This is a genomic window from Microbacterium sp. 67-17 (assembly GCF_001898325.1).
GTDB classification, from domain to species: domain Bacteria; phylum Actinomycetota; class Actinomycetes; order Actinomycetales; family Microbacteriaceae; genus Microbacterium; species Microbacterium schleiferi.
On sequence record NZ_MKTR01000016.1, the window covers coordinates 77,243 to 94,246 of the forward strand.

Annotated in this window: 16 protein-coding genes; 8 read left to right on the forward strand and 8 right to left on the reverse strand. The window is 67.1% G+C overall.

Going from position 1 to position 17,004, the window contains the following annotated elements; translation table 11 throughout:
• Nucleotides 1-41 precede the first annotated feature (41 nt).
• From cydB to BGO47_RS07570, 3 genes are all read right to left on the reverse strand, one after another.
• Nucleotides 42-1,073 (reverse strand): cytochrome d ubiquinol oxidase subunit II, encoded by a 1,032-nt coding sequence (cydB, locus tag BGO47_RS07560; RefSeq protein ID WP_292710113.1) that lies wholly within the window; start codon nucleotides 1,071-1,073, stop codon nucleotides 42-44.
• Between the two features lie 12 nt (nucleotides 1,074-1,085).
• On the reverse strand, nucleotides 1,086-2,528 hold the full coding sequence (locus tag BGO47_RS07565) for a cytochrome ubiquinol oxidase subunit I (RefSeq protein WP_292710115.1): 1,443 nt from the start codon (nucleotides 2,526-2,528) through the stop codon (nucleotides 1,086-1,088).
• A gap of 161 nt (nucleotides 2,529-2,689) precedes the next feature.
• Nucleotides 2,690-3,334, reverse strand: coding sequence for an ArsR family transcriptional regulator (locus BGO47_RS07570; protein WP_292710117.1), 645 nt, complete (start codon nucleotides 3,332-3,334; stop codon nucleotides 2,690-2,692).
• Between the two features lie 89 nt (nucleotides 3,335-3,423).
• Here BGO47_RS07570 and BGO47_RS07575 point away from each other — a divergent pair, with 89 nt between their 5' ends.
• The 8 genes from BGO47_RS07575 to BGO47_RS07610 all read left to right on the forward strand — a co-directional run bounded on the left by BGO47_RS07575 (nucleotide 3,424) and on the right by BGO47_RS07610 (nucleotide 9,536).
• A complete protein-coding gene (locus BGO47_RS07575; protein ID WP_292710119.1) occupies nucleotides 3,424-4,032 on the forward strand; it encodes a hypothetical protein in 609 nt (202 codons plus the stop codon).
• 127 nt (nucleotides 4,033-4,159) lie between these two features.
• Entirely contained in the window at nucleotides 4,160-4,768 is a 609-nt protein-coding gene (locus BGO47_RS07580; RefSeq protein WP_292710121.1) for a copper resistance CopC family protein, read from the forward strand.
• A gap of 11 nt (nucleotides 4,769-4,779) precedes the next feature.
• Nucleotides 4,780-5,334: a copper chaperone PCu(A)C gene (locus BGO47_RS07585; protein WP_292710123.1), complete on the forward strand. Its 555-nt coding sequence runs from the start codon at nucleotides 4,780-4,782 to the stop codon at nucleotides 5,332-5,334.
• Nucleotides 5,334-6,560, forward strand: a complete 1,227-nt coding sequence (locus tag BGO47_RS07590) for a Dyp-type peroxidase (RefSeq protein ID WP_292710125.1) — start codon at nucleotides 5,334-5,336, stop codon at nucleotides 6,558-6,560. The genes BGO47_RS07585 and BGO47_RS07590 overlap by 1 nt, the downstream gene beginning before the upstream one ends.
• 71 nt (nucleotides 6,561-6,631) lie before the next feature.
• Nucleotides 6,632-6,982, forward strand: coding sequence for a hypothetical protein (locus BGO47_RS07595; RefSeq protein WP_292710127.1), 351 nt, complete (start codon nucleotides 6,632-6,634; stop codon nucleotides 6,980-6,982).
• Nucleotides 6,983-6,989: 7 nt separating this feature from the next.
• On the forward strand, nucleotides 6,990-7,985 hold the full coding sequence (locus BGO47_RS07600) for a TIGR00341 family protein (protein WP_292710129.1): 996 nt from the start codon (nucleotides 6,990-6,992) through the stop codon (nucleotides 7,983-7,985).
• Between the two features lie 89 nt (nucleotides 7,986-8,074).
• On the forward strand, nucleotides 8,075-9,133 hold the full coding sequence (gene gnd, locus BGO47_RS07605; RefSeq protein ID WP_292710131.1) for a phosphogluconate dehydrogenase (NAD(+)-dependent, decarboxylating): 1,059 nt from the start codon (nucleotides 8,075-8,077) through the stop codon (nucleotides 9,131-9,133).
• 37 nt (nucleotides 9,134-9,170) lie between these two features.
• Nucleotides 9,171-9,536, forward strand: coding sequence for a PLD nuclease N-terminal domain-containing protein (locus BGO47_RS07610; protein ID WP_292710133.1), 366 nt, complete (start codon nucleotides 9,171-9,173; stop codon nucleotides 9,534-9,536).
• Here BGO47_RS07610 and BGO47_RS07615 read toward each other — a convergent pair.
• The 5 genes from BGO47_RS07615 to BGO47_RS07635 all read right to left on the reverse strand — a co-directional run bounded on the left by BGO47_RS07615 (nucleotide 9,512) and on the right by BGO47_RS07635 (nucleotide 16,973).
• The gene (locus tag BGO47_RS07615; RefSeq protein ID WP_292710135.1) at nucleotides 9,512-10,855 is read right to left on the reverse strand and encodes a HAMP domain-containing sensor histidine kinase; all 1,344 of its coding nucleotides are present in this window, start codon (nucleotides 10,853-10,855) and stop codon (nucleotides 9,512-9,514) included. The genes BGO47_RS07610 and BGO47_RS07615 overlap by 25 nt on opposite strands.
• A gap of 46 nt (nucleotides 10,856-10,901) precedes the next feature.
• Entirely contained in the window at nucleotides 10,902-11,597 is a 696-nt protein-coding gene (locus BGO47_RS07620) for a response regulator transcription factor (protein ID WP_292710137.1), read from the reverse strand.
• A 4-nt stretch (nucleotides 11,598-11,601) separates the two neighbouring features.
• Nucleotides 11,602-13,509, reverse strand: coding sequence for a YhgE/Pip family protein (locus tag BGO47_RS07625; protein WP_292710139.1), 1,908 nt, complete (start codon nucleotides 13,507-13,509; stop codon nucleotides 11,602-11,604).
• The gene (locus tag BGO47_RS07630; RefSeq protein ID WP_292710141.1) at nucleotides 13,506-16,262 is read right to left on the reverse strand and encodes an MMPL family transporter; all 2,757 of its coding nucleotides are present in this window, start codon (nucleotides 16,260-16,262) and stop codon (nucleotides 13,506-13,508) included. Before BGO47_RS07630 ends, BGO47_RS07625 begins: the two co-directional genes overlap by 4 nt.
• A gap of 93 nt (nucleotides 16,263-16,355) precedes the next feature.
• Nucleotides 16,356-16,973 carry a hypothetical protein gene (locus BGO47_RS07635; protein WP_292710143.1) on the reverse strand — a complete coding sequence of 206 codons (618 nt, stop codon included), beginning with the start codon at nucleotides 16,971-16,973 and terminating at the stop codon, nucleotides 16,356-16,358.
• Nucleotides 16,974-17,004 lie beyond the last annotated feature (31 nt).

Genomic DNA, 17,004 nt, shown 5'->3' on the forward strand with positions numbered 1-17,004 from the left:
TAGCGCCAGGCGGTCCTCCACAGTCTCGGTGTGTGACCGGTTCAGTGGCTGACGAGCTCTGCCTTCTCGATCCGCGACCGGGTGACGCGCTTGCGGAACACCCAGTAGGTCCAGCCCTGGTAGGCAAGGACCAGCGGAAGGAAGATCAGCGCCGCCCACGACATGATCGTGAGGGTGTAATCGGTGCTCGACGCGTTCTCGATCGTGAGGCTGAACGCGACATCCGTCGACGAGCGCATCACGTTCGGGAACATCGACATCCACAGCGTGAGTACCGCGAACGCGACGGTGAAGATTCCCGCGGTGAACGCCAAGCCCTCGCGTTCCTTCGTGTGGAAGAACATCGACAGCAGCAGAGCGACAGCTGCCAGGGCCGCAGCGGCGATCACGAGCGGCAGGAGCGGCGCTTCGTGAGCTGCGGCGATGAAGATCGTCCAGATGAGGAACGCCGCAGCGACCACGACGGTGATGAAACCGACCCGGGTTGCGAGGCGCTTGGCATCCTGATGCACCTGACCGTCGGTCTTGAGACCGATGAAGTACAGGCCGTGCAGGAACAGCACCAGCACGAGGGTGATACCACCGAGGAGCCCGTACGGGTTGAGCAGCGTGAGCAGCGACCCGGTGTACTCGTGGTTCTCATCCAGCGGCACACCCTGCACGAGGTTCGCGACAGCGACACCCCACAGCAGCGCCGGCAGTACCGACCCGATGACGATCATCGTGTCGAAGCCCTTCTTCCAGCGAAGGCCCTCGCGCTGGTGGCGGTATTCGAACGAGACACCGCGCAGGATGAGGGCGAGCAGGATCAGGAGCAGAGCGAGGTAGAACCCGCTGAACAGCGAGGCATACCACTCGGGGTAGGCCGCGAACAGGCAGGCGCCGGCGACGATGAGCCAGGTCTCATTGAAGTCCCACACGGGACCGATCGTGTTGATGATCTGACGCTTGCCGACCTCGTCCTTGCCGAGGAAGGGGAGCGACATGCCCACGCCGAAGTCGAAGCCGTCGAGAACGAAGTAGCCGACGAACAGGACTCCGACGATCCAGAACCAGAGGTATGCGAGATCCATGATGATCAGCTCCTAGTAGACCGTCGTCGGGGTGTCTTCGAGGGCAGGCGGTTCGGCGTCCGTGCTGCCGGGCTCAGGAAGCGGGTCTGGTCCCTTGTGCACCGTCTTCAGGATGAGACCGAACTCGACCACCGCAAGCGAGGCGTAGATCGCGGTGAAGGCGACGAGCGAGATCAGCACCGACCACCCGGGAACGCTCGGGGACACACCGTCCTCGGTCAGCATGAGGCTGAACACGATCCAGGGCTGACGGCCCATCTCGGTGAAGACCCAGCCGACGAGCGAGGCCACCAGTGCCAGCGGCGCGGTCCAGATCGCGACGCTCCAGGCCCACCGGGGCACCTCGCGCTTCGCGTTCTTGCGGGTCAGCCACAGGCCCACAATCGCGATGAAGGTCGCGAGGAAGCCGAGGCCCATCATCCAGCGGAACGCCCAGTAGGTGATCCACAGCACCGGGTTGAACACGCCGTCAACCTGCGCGGCAAGATCCGGCCATTGCGCGGCGTACTGCGCGTTCAGGTCGTTGATGCCTTCGACGCAGCCGTCGAGCGTGTGCGTGGACAGCAGCGAGAGCAGGTACGGCACGCGGATCGACCAGATCTCGCCCGTGCCGTCCGGGGTGCCGATCGAGAAGATCGAGAAGGATGCATCGGCCCCGCAGGCGGTGTTGAACAGCGCCTCGGCTGCGGCCATCTTCATCGGCTGGGTGGAAACCATCACGAGGCCCAGCTGGTCGCCGGCCAGGAAGGTGCCGGCGAAAGCGACGATCATGCCCCACAGGCCGAACTTCAGGGCGGGGCGCATCATCTCGATGTTGCGCTTGCGTGCCATGTGCCAGGCTGCTGCGGCGATCACGACGCCCGACGAGAACATGAACGCGGCGAAGATCGTATGTGGGAAGGCTGCCAGGGCGATCGGGTTGAACACGACCTCGAGGAAGTTGTTCATCTCCGCGCGGCTGCCGTCGGCCGCCATCTGGTAGCCGACCGGGTTCTGCATGAAGGCGTTGGCCGCGATGATGATGTAGGCCGAGAGCATCGCGCCGATCGAGGCGATCCAAATGGATGCCAGGTGCAGCCCCTTCGGGAGTTTGTCCCATCCGAAGATCCACAGGCCGATGAAGGTTGCCTCGAAGAAGAACGCCATGAGGCCTTCGAAGGCAAGCGGGGCGCCGAAGACGTCACCGACGAATCGTGAGTAGGACGACCAGTTCATGCCGAACTGGAACTCCTGCACGATGCCGGTCACGACGCCCATCGCGAAGTTGATCAGGAAGATCTTTCCGAAGAACCGGGTCAGGTGCAGCCACTTCACGTCGCCGGTGCGGTACCAGACGGTTTGGAAGATCGCGACGGTGACCGACATGCCGAGGGTCAGTGGCACGAACAGGAAGTGGTACAGCGTCGTGAGGCCGAACTGCCATCGGGCTAGCAGCAGCGGATCGAGCAGATCCATGATCATTTCCCCCCAGATCGAGGTTGGGTACTGGTGGTCACGCTACTCCCGGCTCCATCAGCCGGGGTGAAAGTTGGGGCCGTGAATAAAGCCCCCTTGCTGGTGTCTGACCACATCACGCTACCTCCATGGCGGCGATGCGGACGAGGACCTTGGTCCGCTCAGCTCGCGACGAGCTCCGCGTGGCGCGAGGACCGCGCGGCGAGAAGCTTCACGACGCACCGCTCCGGGTGCACAGACGCCGTCATGCAATCAACCCGCAGCGGCCCCCCTGCCTGGGAAAGCACACTGTCCATCAAGCCGAGGTGCACAGCGCAGAGCGTCTCGCGATCGCGCGCGCTGGCCGAGGCATGGGGGCAGGGGGAGAGGTCGACGGTGAGTGCCGACTCGTCGACGATCGGCTCGAAACCGGCATCCCCGAGATCTTCCACCAACGCGTCGAGCTGATGGACGGCATCCGTCGGTAGGTCATCGACATCGGTCCACGGCATGACCCGACGCATGAGGTCGCCCCGTTGCGCGGCAGCCCGGGCCTTGTGGCGTGCAACGGCGCTGGTTGAGTCTCGGTCCTGTCCGGTAGCCGCCGAATACAGCACGCGGGGGCGGCCGCGCGTCGTGCGGTGCTCGGTCTCGGCTACCACGTAGCCGCCGTCGACGAGCCGCTGAAGGTGCTCGCGCACGGTGTTCGCGTGCAGGCCCGTTGCCTCGCAGAGTTCGGTCACGGTCCGTTCGGGTCGCTCCTGCAGCAGAAACAGGATGCGGACGCGGGAGAAGCTTGAGATCGCACTGTAGGTCACGCGGGTCATAGCAGGATTATGGGTCGCCGATCGGGCTGCCCAACCGGGAATAAGGTCCCGTGCGTGGGGGACGCGTGGATGTTTGCGACAATGGACGCATGTCCCGATCGCGAGCGACGCGCGTCATCCGCGCTTCAGTCGCCGCGTCGATCGCGACCTTCGTCGCGCTGTTCTCGCACGTCGCGGCGGGCGGGACGATGCCCCACTGGCTCGGCATCGCCGTGCCGTGGGTGCTTTCGCTCGCCGTGTGCACCGTGTTCGTGGGCCGCACTCTCTCGCTGCCGCGGCTGAGTGTCGCGGTCGTGCTCAGCCAGCTGCTGTTCCACGTGCTCTTCGTCCTCGGTGCTGACAGTGGAGCCGCGACGGATGGGGCCGCCACCGGTCACGTTCATGGCGTCCCCACCCTCGACCTTTCGGCGGCGTCACCTGTCGTCATCGCCGACGTGTCGATGTGGCTTGCTCACCTGGCTGCCGCCGTGCTCACGGTCGCCGCCTTGTACCGCGGCGAGCGACTCGTCATCCGTCTTGGCGTCTTGGCCCGTGAGCTGCTCGCGTGGCTCCGCCGACGCATCCTCTCGGGCGACATCCTGCTTCCTGTTGTCGCCGAGAAGCCGGGGCTCGTCCGCCTTCCTGCGGAGCCCCTGCGTTCGGCGCGCGTTGTCTCGCTCGTGCGGCGACGCGGTCCGCCTCTGTCCTTCGTGGTCTGACTCTCTGTTTCGACTCCTGCGGCTGCCAGCTCGGCGCCGGGGGAGGCGTATCGACGTTCACTCACGAAAGGCGTTTCTTATGTCGTTGTCTCTTCGCGCGCGCGCCGGGGCCGTTGCGGCTTCGGTCGTGGCAGCCACCGTCGCGCTGTCTCTCGTTGCCGCGCCCGCCTGGGCGCACGACGAACTCGTCGCGAGTTCTCCTCAGCAGAACGAGCAGCTCACGGTCGCCCCGACCAGCGTGGAACTGACGTTCTCCGCCGAGATCATGCAGATGGGAGCAGCCGTGATCGTCGCGGATGCTCAGGAGAACGACTGGGTCGCCGGCGACATCCAGATCGACTTCGACACCCTGACGGTGCCCCTGGACGAGGGGATGCCGAACGGGGCATATGAAGTGCGCTGGCGGGTCGTCTCGTCGGACGGGCATCCGATTTCCGGTCTCATTCCCTTCACTGTGGATGACCCGGCGGCGGCCTCCCCGGCGCCGACGGCTACGCCGACCCCCGTGAGTTCACCCACGCCGACAGCAGATCAGGCCACCGGTGGTCCTTCCGATGACGCGACCACCGCGCCGCTGGACTCCGCGGCAGAGGACGGCGGCATTCCGCGCGTCGTCCTGATCGGCGCGATCGGGGCGGCATCCGCGCTCGCCCTGTTCGGGCTGGTTCTCTTCTTCCTTCGCGGCCGCGCCAGGCGCGCCCGCCGGGGCTCCGATGAGGAGCCCCCGAAGCCCTGAAAGGGAAACCTGTGAACACCCGTATTTCCACTCGATTCGGCATCCTTCTGGTCGCAGCAGCACTAGGACTCGCCGGCTGCGCTTCCGGCAGCACCAGCACCCCGGCTACGACCGAGGCCGACTCCGTCACCATCACGAATGCCTGGGTCAAGGCTGCCGACAGCGGCATGTCGGCGGCCTTCGGAGTCCTTGAGAACTCCGGCGAAACCGACGCCACGATCGTCTCGGTCAGCTCCGACGCGTCCTCGATGATGGAGCTGCACGAGGTCGTCGATGACGGCAGCGGCAGCATGGTCATGCAAGAAAAGGACGGCGGCTTCGTCGTTCCTGCCGGCGGCAGCCTGACACTCGAGCCCGGCGGTTACCACTTCATGCTCATGGACCTCACTGCTCCGCTCGTGGCGGGCGAGGAAGCGACATTCACCGTCACGTTCGAAGACGGCTCGACGATGGAGTTCGTCGCGCCCGTGAAGGACTTCACCGGCGCCAACGAGAACTACAACGGCGGCGACATGGACATGGGAGACGACCACTCCGGCATGGACATGGGCGGCGACGACCAGTAATGACCACTGATCGGAATCGCTCCGATCGCACCGGGTCGACCCGGCGACAGTTCCTCGTAGGAGGAGCTGTCGCCGGCGTCGGCGCGGCGGCTGCGATCGGCATCGACCTTGCCCTGACGTCAGGCATGGATGCTGCGCCTGCGGCATCCGGGTCCACACCGCAGGATGGAGCGGACATCGTTCCGTTCTACGGTGCGCACCAGGCGGGGATCGACACCGCTGCCCAGACCTATGGCACCTTCGTGGCGCTCGACCTGCTGCCCGAAGTCCAGCGCGATGCACAGCGCCGGATGATGAAGGTGCTCACCGACGACGCCGCGCGCCTGACCCGGGGCGAGCCGGCTCTTGCCGACTCGGAGCCCGAGCTGGCGATCGCGCGGGCCCGGCTGACTGTCACGTTCGGGTTCGGCCCCGAGTTCGTCGCTCGGGCGGGAGGCTCCGGGCCGTCGTGGCTGAAGCCCCTCCCCGCCTTCTCGATCGACAGGCTCGAGCCGGCCTACACGGGCGGAGACCTGCTCATCCAGGTCGCTGCCGATGATCCGCTCGTCGTTGCCCACGCGACGCGGATGCTGCTGAAGGACTCGCGCTCGTTCACCACCGTGCGGTGGGTGCAGCAGGGCTTCCGGCGCTCGGCCGGTGCCTACCCCGAACGCAGCATGCGGAATCTCTTCGGGCAGGTGGACGGCACCGTCAACCCCGAGGCGGGGACGGCGGACTTCGACGAAGTCGTCTGGAGCTCGGACGGATGGCTGGCAGGCGGCACCGGGATGGTCGTTCGCCGCATCCGGATGACGCTCGACACGTGGGACAAGCTCGATCGGTCGGGACGAGAACAGTCCGTCGGTCGCACCCTCGACACCGGGGCGCCGCTGACCGGGACTGCCGAAACCGACGATCCGGACTTCGAGGCACGCAACGCGCTCGGCTTCCCCGTGATCCCGGAGTTCTCGCACATGCGGCGCGCTCGCAGCGACAATCCTCGGGAACGCATCCTGCGCCGTCCGTACAACTACGACGATGCTCCGACAGGGGGTGCGCTCTCGGACTCGGGCCTGATCTTCGCGTCGTTCCAGGCCGACATCGACGCGCAGTTCGTGCCGATGCAGCAGCGCCTCGCGGATCTGGACCTGCTCAACGAGTGGACCATTCCGATCGGTTCGGCGGTCTTCGCCGTTCCGCCCGGATGTGCCGAGGGCGGCTTCGTCGGAGAGACGCTCCTGTCGTAGCTGCTCTCCCGCTACAGTGATGCCGACGGGACGGATGCCGCGCTGGGCGGTCGCCCCGCTGGGAGGGAAACATGGCGGGTAGGCGACCTTTCGGAGTCACCCTGGTGGCGATCATCGCCTGGATCACGGGTGCGCTGCAGATCATCGCCGGAGTGCTGCTGATGATCGGCGGGGAGATCACGCTCGGTATCGTCGCCATGCTCATCGGCTTCATCACGATTCTCGTGAGCCTGGGTCTGTTTGGCGGGAGCAACGGCGCCCGCATCCTCACCGCCGTCGTGTTCGTGCTGAACATCGCAGGCTCGGTGTATCTCATGGTTACCGAGCCTGCCCAGCTCTGGTCGGCTGTGGGGTCGGCGGTGCTGCCGCTGATCGGCCTACTGCTGCTGTTCACATCCCGCGCCAACAGCTTCTTCCGCTAGAGGTACCGTGTCCCGGATCGCCGAGGCGCTCATTCCGCCGTCGCAACGTTTGTCGGCCGATGAACTGCACGAAACGCTGAACCTCGGCGCGGGGGAGGTCGGGCGCAAGCGCTCCGCCTTCCTCATCATGCTCGTGCTCTCGGCGATCATCGCCGCGGCAGGAGTGCTGGGCGACTCGACGGCTACGGTCATCGGCGCCATGATCATCGCGCCGCTTGCCACTCCGATCCTCGGCATCGCGCTCGGGATCGTCGTCGGGCAGCTGCGTCTCGTTGTCAGCTCGCTTCTCTGGGTACTGCTCGGGGTGGTCCTCGTGATCACGATCGGTGCGATGTTCGCCGTGTTCGTCGCCGATCCGTCGGAACTGCAGAGCAACTCCCAGATCACCGGACGCACCTCCCCGGGACTCCTCGACCTCGCGGCAGCGCTCGCGACCGGAACCGCCGGCGCTTTCGCGATGTCGCGCCGCGACCTCAGCACCGTGCTGCCCGGGGTCGCCATCGCGATCTCACTCGTCCCGCCGCTCGGTGTCGTCGGCGTGTGCGCGGGGGTCGGGGAGTGGGATGCCGCGATCGGCGCCCTGTGGCTCTTCCTCTCCAACGTTGTGGCGCTGATCATCGCGGGAAGCGTCGTCTTCACCCTCGCCGGGTACGCCCGCGAGCCTAGTTCGCTGCCGACCGCTCGGCGGAGGCGCGCCTATGTCATCGTCGGGATCGCCGCCGTCGTCGTTGTGATCCCGCTGGCGCTGAACACCGTCGCGTCGTTGTTGCTCACGTCGTGGGGCCTCACGATTCGCAATGCCTCCCAGGAGTGGATCAGCGCCGATCCCACGGCATCCATCTCGGATGTCCATTGGGTCGGGCTGAACGCAACGATCGATGTGGTCACGGATGACGGTGAGATCCCAGCCACTGACGACCTCGCTGCGGCGCTGGATGGGCTCCCGGAGTTCATCGGCGTATCGGTTCGCGTGCAGACCGAAGCCGAATACTCGATTCGCTGACGATCCACATCAGCGGGCTCTCTAGACTGCGAATGAGCTTCCGGATCGGGTAGCCGCGCCAGTCGACATCGACAACGTAAGGAACCGCAATGCAACTGGGAATGGTCGGACTCGGACGAATGGGCGCGAACATCGTGCGCCGCCTCATGAACGACGGGCACGAGTGTGTCGTCTACGACGTGAATGCGGATGCGGTCACCGCGCTCGCGGGCGAGGGCGCGACAGGCGCCTCGTCGTTTGCTGACATGGCGAGCAAGCTCGAGGCGCCGCGCGCGATCTGGCTCATGATTCCCGCGGGTCTCACTGGCGACGTCGTCGACCAGGTGGCCGAGGTGCTTGAGCCGGGCGACATCATCATCGACGGCGGCAACTCCAACTACCGCGACGACGTTCGCCGCGCCGCGAAGCTCAAGCCCAAGGGCATCCATTACGTGGATGCCGGAACCAGCGGCGGCGTGTTCGGCCTCGAGCGTGGCTACTGCCTCATGGTCGGCGGCCCGAACGAGGCGTTCGATCGGATCGAGCCGATCCTCAAGACCATCGCACCCGGCAAGGGCGACATCGAGCGCACGCCGGGACGCACCGGCGACTACGCCCCCGAAGAGCTCGGCTACCTGCACTGCGGCCCATCGGGGGCCGGTCACTTCGTGAAGATGGTCCACAACGGCATCGAGTACGGGATCATGGCTGCGCTCGCCGAGGGAATGAACATCCTCAAGAACGCCGATGCGGGAGTCCGCGAAGCGGAGCACTCGGCAGAGATCGCGCCGCTGGAAGAACCCGAGTTCTACCAGTTCACGATCGACACCCCGAAGGTCGCCGAGCTGTGGCGTCGCGGGTCGGTGATCTCGTCGTGGCTGCTGGACCTCACCGCCGCGGCTCTCGAAGAGAACCCCACGCTCGATGGACTTGCAGGCCGGGTCTCCGACTCGGGTGAAGGTCGCTGGACCGTCAAGGCTGCCGTAGACACCGGGGTTCCCGCTCCCGTGCTCTCGGCGGCGCTGTTCGAGCGGTTCGCTTCGCGTGACGAGGATCACTACGCCAACCAGCTGCTGTCGGCGATGCGTCTGCAGTTCGGTGGCCACCACGAACTCCCCACCGGCGATGTGTTGGAGGCCGGCGCTCGGAAGTCCGATCAGGCCGGCTGACCTTCACGGCTGCGCGGCCTGTGCTTAGGCTGTCGGCATGCCAGTGCTGTTCTCGGTCCTCGTCATCGCGCTGAGCATCGGTGCGCTCATCGACGCGATCGTCATCTCCGAGGACCGCGTGCGCTACCTCCCCAAGGTCGCGTGGGTGATCCTGATCGTGCTCGTCCCGTTGGTGGGGAGCATCTTCTGGTTTGCCCTCGGACGGGAGTATCGGCGTGCGCCGGCTCCGTGGCGCGAGTACACGGACAAAGGGGCTCTGCCGGGGAGCGCCCCGGCGCGGCCCCGCGACACGCGCAGCACCGAGCAGCAGTTAGCCGATCTGGACATGGAGATCGAAGAGTGGCGCCTGCGGGCTGAGATCGAAAAGCGCAAGCGAGATCAGGGCGAAGGCTCAGTCGGCTGAACGTCGAGCGCCGGAAGGCTCGCTTCGAACGTCGTGCCCTGGCCCGGCGCGCTCGTCACGCGCAGGATGCCGCCGTGCGCGCTCACCAGGGCATGGGCGATAGCAAGCCCAAGCCCCGAGCCCGCAGAGTGGCGGGAGGTATCGCCCCGCCAGAACCGCTCGAACACATGCGGTAGTTGTTCGGCAGGGATGCCTGGTCCGGTGTCGTGCACGCGCAGGATGACGCGGTCGGCGTTCATCTGTGTGCTGACGGCGACATCGGCATCCGGGGGAGTGTGCTGCAACGCATTACCCACGAGGTTGCGAGCGACCTGGGTGAGGCGAGGCTCGTCGCCGAGGACCCACGCGGGGCCCTCGGTGTAGACGACGAGACGGCGCTCGGGATGCAGCACGCGGGCGTCCGAGACCACCTCGGCGGCCACGGCTGCGAGGTCAACCGGTGTGTTCTCGAGCGGACGTCCGGAGTCGGTCCGCGCGAGCAGAGACAGCTCGTCGGTGAGGAGCCTCATGCGCCCCAGCTGTCGTTCGACCCGTGCCATGGCTTCCGCGAGGGCGTCGGGGTCGGTCAGGCCACCGCGGAGGTACAGCTCGACCCATCCGCTCGCCGTGGTCAGCGGGGTGCGCAGCTCGTGCGAGGCATCGGCGACGAACGAGCGCATGCGATTCTCGGCATCCTCTTGCACGTCGAAGGCGAGGTTCACGGTGCTGGCCATCCGAGCGATCGCTGGATCACCGCTGCTTTCGACCGGCAGTCGCAGCGTGCGGTCGCCCTCAGCGATGCGTTCGGCGTGCTCGGCCATGGCAGTCAGTGGGCGGAGCCCGCGACCGACGACGATCGCCGCCGCAATGATGAGGATGATGGTCGTCACCACCGCCGTCACCGAGAGCGCCGAGATCAGGAGAACGCCATTGGCCTCGCGATCGGTTGTGCGCACGACGAGCACTGCCGAGGTCACCGGAACTTCGCTCTCGTTCTCGCTGAACGACAGCGAGAGGCCCGTCGTGTCGATCGTCTCGGCGAGGTACCGGCCGTCAATATCTGTCGGTTCGTGAGCCGCACGAGCCACGATCGCGGGAACGTCTGCTTCCGGGATGCCAGCAGCCGTCAGCACACCCTCATTGCCGAGAAGGACGATGCCGAGCGAGTCAGCCGCGATGCGCTGCACTGTCTCGCTGGAGATGACAGCGCCCCCCGTCGCGTCCAGCCCCGCGGTCATCCGCTGCGCCGTATTCTCCAGCTGGGTGAGGTCGCGCTGGCTCAACAGCGGAAAGATCGCGAACGACGCGATGACCGCGCCGCCGAGGACGACGGCCACCATCACCACCGCGAGGGTTACCGTCAGCCGCGCCCTAATCGATCGCACGTCAGCGACCGGCATCCGTGCGAAGGACGTAACCGAAGCCGCGCACCGTCTCGATCAGTGGGTCTCCATGCGCATCGAGCTTGCGCCGCAGGCTCGAGATGAAGCGCTCGACGACGTTGGCCTCACCGCCGAAGTCATAGAGCCACACTTCTCTCAGGATCTGGCTCTTGGACAGGACCTGGTCGGGGTTGGCCATGAGCATCTGCAGGAGCCGGAACTCCGTGGGTGAGAGGTCGATGCGTGTCCCCCCACGCTCGACCAGGTGACGCTGTTCGTCGAGCACGAGGTCGGCGACGCGGATGGCGGCGTCCTCAGGGTCGGGTTCGGTGAGTGCAGTGCGGCGCAGGAGCGTCTCGATCCGGGCGATGACCTCGACGGCACTGAAGGGCTTGGTGACGTAGTCGTCGCCCCCCAGCCGCAGACCTCGGACGCGGTCCTCGACGGCATCGCGGGCCGAGAGGAAGAGCACAGGGAGTGTTGCATCACGCCGGCGGATCAGCTGCACGACTTCGAATCCATCGACTCCCGGCATCATGACATCGAGCACGACGACGTCCGGCGGGCTCGACGTGAGGGCGGCGATCGCGTCAGCCCCGGTGGAGGCCTGCGTGACCTCGAAGCCGCTGAATCGCAGCGTTGAGTCCAACATCGCGCGGATCTCGTCGTCGTCATCGACCACGAGGATGCGGGCGCTCATGTCGTCATCCTGCCACGGGCTGCGTGAGGGCAGCCCCGCCGGCCATCGGGATGGCGGCCCGGTTGCTGCCCGTGAGGGCGCGTCGGCGACGGATGCCCCACCTCACCCCGACGACACCGATGAGGCTCCACACCACCAGCACCGTGATGGCACCGAGCGCGGAGGAGCCGTCGGGGTCGCCGGCGAGGCTCGCCGCGAGGGACGTGAACGCGGTGCCCGGAAGCAGTGTGTTGAGCGTTCCGAACACCGGCGGTGCGGTCTGCAGCGGCAGGATGGCAGAACTGGCGGCCTGCGCGGCAGTGAGGATGCCGAATCCGACGAGTCCCCACCGGCCCCAGGCGGCTTCGAGTGCCGACAGCAGCAGCGCGAAGCACATCGCCGCCAGAAGTGCGACGCCCATGAACCCCACGGCAGCGTTCAGCGAAAGCCCGAACATCGCGATGACTCCCACGGTCACGAGGGCCTGAACGCCAGCAATCGCCAGCCGGGGGCGAAGCAGCAGCCCCGAGAGCCGGCCGGTCGATGCCGGCGAGTCCAGGGATGCGCGTGAGTACACGCGCCGACCGGCAATGAGTGTGGCAAGCGACCCGAGCCACAGCACGAGCGCAGCAACGCTCGCGGGGAGCCATCCGTCTGCCGAACTGGTCGCGTCAGTTGCGACCTCCACGGGGGTGGTCACTACCTCGGCGAGGGTTGCGGCATCGTCGTCGGAGGTCACCGGCACCTGGGCTGCGCCCTCGGCGAGCCCGTCGGCCAGGCTCGCGGTGCCGTCTGCCAGCTCGGTCGCGGCTCCGGCAAGAGTGTCGGCGCCGGACGCAAGCTGTGAAGCTCCCGACGCTGCTGAGGACACCCCGCCTGCTGCCTGGGCCGCGCCATCGGCGACCTGTGCCGCGCCATCGGCTAGCTGGGTGGCCCCTGCGGCAAGCTGCGAGGCTCCTGACGCGACCGAGGCCGCCGCGCTCGCGGTTCCTGCAGCTCCGCTCGCGGTCTGCGCGGCAGAGCTCGCAAGGGTCGCAGCTGCCTGCGCGCTCGCTGACAGTGAGGCGCAGAACTGCGCAGAGCTCGACACGCCTGGGCAGGTCGCGGCAAGTGAGGCGAGACTTGACGAGAGTTGCTGAGCGCCGCCGGCGACTCCCGACGCCGCTGCGCTGACGCTGCTCGAGCCTGACGACAGTTGAGACGCGCCGCCTGCCAGCTGACCGGCCGAGGACGCGAGCGTCGAGGATGCCGAGGCGATCTGCTCTGTCCCGGTGGCAAGTCCCTGGGTGCCCGTGGCAGCCTGCGAGAGACCGCTAGCCAGTTGCTCGCTCGAATCGGCGAGGGTCGTCGTGCCGCCGGCGAGCTGGTCAGCCCCGGATGCGAGTTGCTCAGCGCCGTCGGCGGCATCGGTGAGCGACTGGGCGACGCTGTTCATTCCGGTGATGGTCTGGGTGACGAACGCGTCAGTGACCTGTTCGCCGAGCGCCTGCGTCGCCGCCTCGGTGACGGCCTGCGCTGCCAGCGCTCCGACGGCCGATGCTGCCGGATTGGTCTGGAGCGTCACTTCGGCGCTGACGGGCGTGACGGTTCCCACCGACAGGACCGACTGCGAGAAGTCTTCCGGGATGGTCAACACGGCGTAGTACTCGCCCGCGGCGAGGCCGTCTGCGGCATCCTCGGCGCTCGTGAGCGTCCAGCCGAGACCGAACGTGTCATCCTCCGGGTGCACAAGCGCACTCGAGAGTGCTCGCCCGGCGGCCATCGGGGTGTCACCGGTGACGATCTCATCGTCGTTGACGATCGCCACCGGGACATCTTCCACGCGATCCGCGCGGTCGGTGACGCTCCAGCTCAGGAGCGCCGCAGCGCCCAAAGGAATGACCAGAGCGGCGATGAGGAAGAGGGTGAGGGCGCGGGGACGCGACGCGCTCATGCGGGGGCTCCGATCGATGCGAGAGGGGCGGATGCTGTCAGGGCTGCCGGTGCGACGGTGAACATGATGACCGTGGCGCCGGCGCCACGGAGGTTCTCGGCGAGGCCGTGATCGTCACATCCGGGGAGGAAGACGATCTGCGCCCCACAAGCCAGCGCAACGGCGGCCGCCAGCTGTCGCCGAGCGGACAACTCGAGCTGCGCGATCGGGATGCCTGTGGCGGGCGCGAGACTCATGGCGCGCGCGAGGCGGGCGGCGCGTTCGGGCCGTCTTCCCCCGACAGTGGTGAGGGTCGCGGCGATGTAGTCGGCAACTGTTCCATCGCCGGGGCTGACATCGTCGGCCGTGACGATCGCCGTCGCGCGACGAACTGACTCTGCGCGCTCGGGAAGCACCTGACCGTGCACGGCAAGGGCTCCCGAGACCGGTCGGGTTCTGCCGGCGAGAACATGCGCGAGTCTCATTTCATCGATGCCACCGGGAACGGGGATGCTCGCCACCTCGCCGGCGCTGATCGCAAGGTTGAGAGCAGCCGCGCCGGGATCGACAACCAGGTCATGCGCGCTGATCGCGAGGGCACTGCGTCCACTCTCATCCAGCGCCACCTGGCGTGCGAGCGCGTCGCCCTCGATGTCGACGGCGGGCAGGATCCGCTCGAGCCACGCGGGCAGCCACCACGCGCGGTCGCCGAGCAACGTCATGACGGCGGGAACCAGCGTCATCCGCACGAGGAAGGCGTCGACGAACACGCCGACGGCAAGACCGAAGGCGATGGGTTTGATCGTTGCGCTGCCGGCGGGAATGAACGCCACGAACACCGCGATCATGATCAGGGCTGCTGCCGTGACCACCGGGGCAGAGTGTCTGAACCCGCTCATGACGGCGCCGTGGGCATCACGTGTGTGGCTGTAGTCCTCCCGCATCCGGCTCACGAGGAACATCTCGTAGTCCATCGCGAGGCCGAACAGGACTCCCATCACCAGGATCGGCAGGAAGCTCACGAGCGGGCCGGGGAGAGAGTCGCCGAGGATCGCGGGGAACCAGCCCCACTGGAAGACCGCGACGATCGCGCCGAACGCTGCCCCAACCGACAGGAGGAAGCCGACGGTGGCCTTGATCGGCACCCAGATGGAACGGAAGACGATCATCAGCAGAACGATCGAGAGCCCTGCAACGGTGAGGGCGAAGGGCAACAGTGCGCCAGCCAGTCGCTCCGAGGTGTCGATGTTGATGGCCGTGGTTCCGGTCACCCTGATATCGCTGACCCCGTACTGCTCCTCCAGGTCGGGAGCGCGCTCGCGCAACTCGTGGACGAGGTCCGTCGTGGCCGGATCGTTCTGGCCGCCCCCGGGAATGACGCGCATCAGCCCCGTGTCGGCACCCGCGTTCGGCGATGCGACCGGCACGGCGGCAACGCCCGGGATCTCCGAGATCGCTGCGGACAGGTCGTCCATCGTCTCGAGCGGATCGGTCGATTCGAGGATGTCGACGGTGACGAGCAGGGGAGCGTTCCAGCCGGGTCCGAACGTCTCGGCCACCGCATCGAAGTGGTCGCGGCTGTCGGTGCCGACCGGCTTGGTGCTGGCATCCGGCAGGGCGAGTGCCATCTGCGTCGCAGGCAGGGCGAGCGCGCCGACGCCGACGACCACGAGCACGATGGTCAGCGCGGGAACACGGGTCACGATCCGCACCCACCGGCTCGAGAACCCCGGGCGCCCGCTCGGTGCCGGCGATGCCGAACGTCTCGCGCGGCGAACGCGGGGCGTGAGGCGAGTGCCGGCGAGCAGCGCGATGGCCGGCAGCAGCGTCAGGGCGACGAGGACCGCTGTGGCAACCGCGAGCGACCCGCCGAAGGCCATGACGGTGAGCACGGGGATGCCGACGACCGAGAGCCCCAGGAGCGAGACGATCACCGTGAGTCCCGCGAAGACGACGGCACCGCCCGCGGTTCCCAGCGCGCGGGACATCGCCTCGCGCGGCTCCAAGCCGGCGGCAAGTTCCTGCCGATGTCTGGACAGGATGAACAGGGAGTAGTCGATCGCGACAGCAAGGCCCAGCATCGTTGAGAACGAGGGAGTCGCGGTCGAGATGTCCGCGACGTGCGACGCGAGAGCCAGGATGCTGATCGTCGCGCCCACTCCCGCGATGGCGGCGACGATCGGCATCCCGGCAGCCAGGAACGATCCGAACGTCACGAACAGAACAAGGAGTGCGACCGCGATGCCGATGACCTCTGACAGGTGCGACATCTCGGGGTTACCTTCGCCATAGGCTGAGCCGCCGATGGTCGAGGTCACGCCGGCCTCATCGACAATGGCTGCTTCGTGCACGGCATCCAGGGCCTCGTCGCTGGGTTTCTCGTCCTCGAACTGCACCGTGGCCAGCGCCGCGTCGCCGTTCTCGTCGATCTGCAGGCGGTCCATGCCGCTGACGTTCGCGACGCCCGGGATCGTTTCGATTTCGGCCAGGGCGTCTTCGATGACCGCGGCGGCATCGGCATCCTCGATCGAGCCGGAGTCGGTGCGAAAGAGGAGCTGTGCACTGGCGCCCGCGGCCGATGACCCGAAGCGCTCCTCGAGGACGGTCTGTCCGATCTCAGACTCGGTGCCGGGCACCGAGAAGTTGTCGGCGTACGCGGTGCCGGCCACGCGGCTGGCGCCGAGGAGCGCGAGAATCACGACCAGCCATCCGATGATGACGAGAAGTCGGTGGCGAGCGACCAGGTGGCCGAGCCGGTGCAGGGCGAGTGACATGAGAGCCTTCCGGGCCAGCGGATGCGGTAGTCACCAGTCGAGCCCGTCGACCTGACCGCTCACGCTCGCCGAACCTGACGGGAAGCTGACGATTCAGCCCATACAGCCGTTCAGGGGCCCGGCAAGACCACGCGCGCCGGATGCCGAGGCCGGCGCCGTCAATGACAGCACCAGCTCGTCCTGTGCCAGGGATACCGACGTCACGGCTATCGCGTCCGGGTCACTCGGGAGCTCGATCCCGTCGATGAGAGCGGCAGGGACCGCGTCACCTGCCTGCGAGAGCATGGCCGGTGGTACCTCGAATCCGGCGACGGTGACCGAGCTCGGCACGAGCCGCCACCCTTCGGGTGTGGATGAGGGCAGAAAGCCAATCGTCGCCGGAATCGTCCTTCCGCGGTACGGCATCTTGACCGCCACAGACAGGGCGCTCGCGTCGATCTGTACATCGACCGGCGAATCGAACCGGCACGCGGCCATCGTCGCCATGGCGCTGCTGTCGATTGCGACGTGCAGATCCACTCGACCCGTGAGCACTTGCCATATCGCTGGTGTCGGGCCAGCGGAGACAGAGAGTCCGTCGATGGCTAATCCGGAGGTGGCGGTGTCAATCCTCGCGTCGATGTTCGCCCGGACGATCAGGTCCGATCCCACCGCGGCTCCGAGAACGATTGCAGCGCCGATGGCACCCCAGGCCCATGCTCGCTTGTTCACTCATCCATCGCAGCCGTACGACCTTCCGGAT